Genomic DNA, 4,264 nt, shown 5'->3' with positions numbered 1-4,264 from the left:
GTGATGATCCTTCGCGACCGCACCGAACTCCACCAGCTCCTGACGGACTTGGACGGAGCCCGGGACGTCACCGCCGCCCTGCGCGCCCAGGCCCATGAGTTCGCCAACCGCATGCACACGGTGTCCGGGCTGCTCGAACTGGGCCGCACGGCGCAGGCGGTCGACTTCATCTCCCGCTCCGGCCACGGCGGCGCCCTGATCTCGGGCAGCATCGCCCCGGGCATCACCGATCCCGACGCCGCGAGCCTGCTGATGGCCAAGAGCACGATCTGCGCAGAGAAGGACATCGCCCTCGCAGTGACGGAGACTTCAACCCTCGAGCCCGACGGAACCACCGACGCCGTCACCATCCTCGGGAACCTCATCGACAACGCGATGGAGGCCGTCGGCGCCGACGGCAGGATCAGCGTCGACCTTGAATCCGGCCCGGAGATCATCCGCATCACCGTGGCCGACGACGGCCCCGGCGTTCCCGACGAGGTGCTCGGCCGGATCTTCTCCTCCGGCTTCTCGACGAAGGACGGCGGGAGTGCGGGCACCCGCGGATTCGGCCTGGCCCTGGTGACGCGTATCGCCGAACGCCGGCACGGGCAGGTCGTCGTGGAGGAGTCGCTGCTGGGCGGCGCCGAGTTCACCGTCTTCCTCACCCGCCAGCCCGCCGGCCGACCCCTGCAGGCGTCATGAACCCGATCCGCACCGTGGTGGTCGACGACGACCACGAGGTCGCCGGGGTCCACACCGGGTTCCTGCTGGCCCACGGCGGCTTCGACGTCGTCGGCGTGGCGCACACCGGCGCCCGCGCGCTCGAGCTCGTGGACCTGCTGAAACCCCAGCTCGTCCTGCTCGATATTCACCTGCCTGACATGTCCGGGATCGAGGTGCTGCGCGGCGCCCGGAACCTGCCGGGGGATCCCGTCGACATCATCGCCATCACCGCGGCCCGGGAACTGGAGACGGTGCGGGCTGCGGTGGCCGGCGGAGTGCTCCACTATCTCGTGAAGCCGTTCAACTCCCAGGTCCTCAACCAGCGGCTCGACGCCTACGTGGAATACCACCGGGCCGTGGCCACCCACGCCTCGGTTGGGGCGGCGGCGCTGGATCAGCACCGCATCGACCAGCTCCTGCGTCCCACGGGGCCCGGGGCCCCGGCCGGGGCGGTCCGCACGGCGCAGGGTCCGACGCCTAAGGGGCTGTCGGCGCCCACCCTCGACGCCGTCGTCGCCGACCTGCGGACCCGGCCGGACGGGGCATCGGCATCGGAGGTCGCCGAGCGCCTGGGGATGGCTCGGGTCAGCGCCCGCCGCTATCTCGAATTCCTTGTCACGAAGGGCCAGGTGCGCATCGTTCCGCGCTACGGCACCGCGGGGCGGCCGGAGAAGTTCTACCTGTGGACCGGGCGCTGAACGCCCGGCCCCGGCCACCGGCGCGGGGCCGGTAGTGCGCCAATGGCCGTGGGTGCTGCTCCTCCATGCCCTGTTCCTGCAGCTGGCCGCCTATATCGTGCGTCCCGCCGCGGCCTACCGCGCCCTTGAGCTCGGCGTCGAGCCGGCGCTGCTCGGCCTGATCGCGGCGAGCTTTGCGCTCCTGCCGCTGTTCATCGCCGTCCTGGTGGGCCGGGCCACCGACGCCGGGCACCAACGCGCGGTGCTGCTCGGCGGCGCCGTGCTCATGGCCGGGGCCGGGGCGGGGCTGGTGTTCGCGTCGTCGTCCCTTGAGCTGCTGCTGCTGTGGAACGTCGTGCTCGGGCTCGGGCACCTCATGTGCGTGGTGGGCCAGCAGAGCCGGATCGCCGAGGGAGAGTCAGGCCGGCTCGATGCGGCGTTCGGCCTCTACACCTTCGCCGGATCGGCCGGGCAGGCCGTGGGGCCGCTGCTGATCACGGTGTTCGGCGGCGGCCGGGTGCTGCCCGATACGCGGGCGCTGTTCCTGGCCTACACCGCGTCCGCCGTCGTCCTGCTGGTGCTCACCTTCCCCCTGGTGCGCCGCCCCCGGCGGACGGGCAGGGCCCCGTTGCGGCCGGGGGCGTCCCGGGGCAGCCTGGGCAGTGCGTTCACCCGGACCACCCGTCAATCCCGGGGGAAGCTGTTCGGGGCGATGGTCGTCAGTGCCATGGTCCTGGGCGCCATCGACCTGATCGCGGTGTACCTTCCGGCGCTGGGGGTAGAGCGCGGGATCCCGGCCGCCGTCGTCGGAATCCTGCTCAGCGTGCGGGCCGGGGCGACGATGGCCTCGCGGCTCTACCTCGGGCCGCTCGTGGCCCGGTTCGGCCGGGCCGAACTGATCGCGCTCTCCACGGCGGTATCAGCACTTGCCGTGGGCGCACTCGCCGCGCCGCTGAACCTGGTGGTGCTGGCCGCCGTCCTGGTCGTGGCAGGGGTGGCACTCGGCATCGGGCAGCCGCTGACCATGACCGTGATTTCCCTCGAGGCGCCGACCGGCACTCAGGGCACCTGGCTGGCCCTGCGCCTGAGCGCGAACCGGCTGGGCCAGTCGGCGATCCCGGCCGGTGTCGGGCTGGTTGCGGCGGCGGCCGGGGTGGCGGGCGTGTTCGGCGTCACCGCCGCGGGCCTCGCGCTGGTGGCGGGCGGCTCCTGGTATTCGTTGCGGAAGGGGCGGGGCTAGGCTCCCTCAGTGCGCCGTCAGCCCCCACTCCGGGAGACCCGATGCGAACCCCGTCTGCGCGGTGACCGCCGCCCCACTTTGGGCAACCAGGCGATGCCGGCACTCGGGATCTCGATGCGGCTGAGCCACGCCTTCGTGCTGCGCTCGCTATTCTCCAGGTCGAGCTGCGAGACGGCATGGTCGATGGCAGCCAGAACGGAGCCTTGGAGCATCCACAACTCCCTCTGTTCGCGCGGATCGACGTCCAGGAGCATGAGCTCGGTGAGCACGGCGCGGGTCTCGCGGACACTTTCGAGCATATGCGCCAGCGCCTCGTCGGCGCGCTCCCCCATGCCGCTGCCGTACTCGGCTTCGACGAGGTCCCCGAAGGAGCGCAGTCCGTTCGCCAGATCGTCAAGCACGAACGCAAATGCCCGACGAAGTTCCCTCTCGGTGGGGTCCTGCAGTCCGCTCGGCTTTGTGGGCGCCTCTTTCCCGATGACGACGAGCAGGGCCCGTTCGGCGGCGAGGCATTTTTCCAACCTGTCCAGGGCGGCCCGCAGCCCCGGGTACACCACCGCCATGGCCAGCGCGCGCGGGTTGAACCGGCGGCTCTCCCTCACTGCCTCCACTTCGGCCGACGCTGCGCGGAGCTCCTTGGCGATGTCGTCCGTCCATTCGAACCATTCCCTCACCTCGTCGGGATGAGGCGGCCCACCGCCGAGTGCCCGCGCGACTTCGTCCATCAGCGCCGCCTGAGATCGGGTGACGCGCCGCACCGCGTCGCTGGCACGGGAGTTCGGGATCGCAACTGGGACCACGAGGCTGAACGCAATGCCCACCACCGTGCCAATCAGGGTGTTCGCGATGCGCACCTCCGCCGCAGTGTCGGGTGCCGCGACCGCGAGGATCAGCATCCCGCTGATGGGCGCCTCGAGCGTCTGATCCCCCAGCCGCAGCACCATGGCTGCGGTCAGGGAGGCGGCGATCACCAGGCCGAGACTCCACCAGGACAGTCCGATCATCGCTGTGACGCCGATAGCGATGAGAACGCCGGTGAGCACCGCCCCGACCCGCACCACTCCCATCAGCAGCGTGCCGACGGTCGAGGCCTGAACCACCAGCAGGGCCGTGAGCGGTGCGGTCAGGTCGAGGATGCCCGGAAAGAGGGTGTCGGCGACGATGTAGGAGACCACTGCTGCGACCGTGAGCCGGAGAATCTGAGTGGCGGCCGGGGTAAGACGCTTTGGCACCTCACCCCACGATGCCGGCATGGCGGGCCAGATCGACCACAGCATCCGGCGCATGGTCCAGTGCGGACGCGGGTTGTGACTTCCATTCCGTTCACGCATGTTGATCCCGGGACTGGTTGGGAGGATGCGCCCCGAAGCCATACGGTCAGCCCGTGAGCGCGTCTTGGGCTGAACGTACCCCCGAGACCGCCGTGTGACTACCCGCTCGGGCTCGATCGCCGGACTTTTCCAACGAATCCGGTCTGGTCCTATCGAACCTGTTCCGGCCGAACCAGGCGCCGGTGGTCAACGTCGTCGCGGTCATCCTCATTGTCGTCTCCATCGTTCCCATCTGGCTGGCGCAGCGGCTCTCCAGCGATTCGGTGGCCGGAACCGGCGCCCCGGGCATCGGACGGGGGAAGATAAGGAAA

At 70.5% G+C, this 4,264-nt stretch carries 4 protein-coding genes; 3 read left to right on the top strand and 1 reads right to left on the bottom strand.

Annotated elements, in window-relative coordinates:
• From QZX79_RS02950 to QZX79_RS02940, 3 genes are all read left to right on the top strand, one after another.
• Window positions 1–684 (top strand): sensor histidine kinase (locus QZX79_RS02950; RefSeq protein WP_294564412.1); only part of this gene is annotated, 684 nt, incomplete at its 5' end.
• A complete protein-coding gene (locus tag QZX79_RS02945; RefSeq protein WP_294564410.1) occupies window positions 681–1,403 on the top strand; it encodes a response regulator in 723 nt (240 codons plus the stop codon). The genes QZX79_RS02950 and QZX79_RS02945, both read left to right, overlap by 4 nt.
• A 52-nt stretch (window positions 1,404–1,455) precedes the next feature.
• Complete coding sequence (locus QZX79_RS02940; RefSeq protein ID WP_294564408.1) at window positions 1,456–2,622, top strand: MFS transporter; 1,167 nt, start codon at window positions 1,456–1,458, stop codon at window positions 2,620–2,622.
• 17 nt (window positions 2,623–2,639) lie between these two features.
• Here the strand turns inward: QZX79_RS02940 and QZX79_RS02935 are convergent, their stop codons facing one another.
• Window positions 2,640–3,854, bottom strand: coding sequence for an aromatic acid exporter family protein (locus QZX79_RS02935; protein ID WP_294564406.1), 1,215 nt, complete (start codon window positions 3,852–3,854; stop codon window positions 2,640–2,642).
• Window positions 3,855–4,264 lie beyond the last annotated feature (410 nt).

It is taken from the genome of uncultured Arthrobacter sp. (genome assembly GCF_902805515.1).
In the GTDB taxonomy this organism is placed as follows: domain Bacteria; phylum Actinomycetota; class Actinomycetes; order Actinomycetales; family Micrococcaceae; genus Arthrobacter_D.
This window is presented reverse-complemented; position numbering and strand designations above follow the sequence as displayed.

Coding starts and splice junctions, on each gene's coding strand:
- QZX79_RS02945 (WP_294564410.1), top strand. CDS start 681: ATGAACCCGATCCGCACCGTGGTGGTCGACGACGACCACGAGGTCGCC.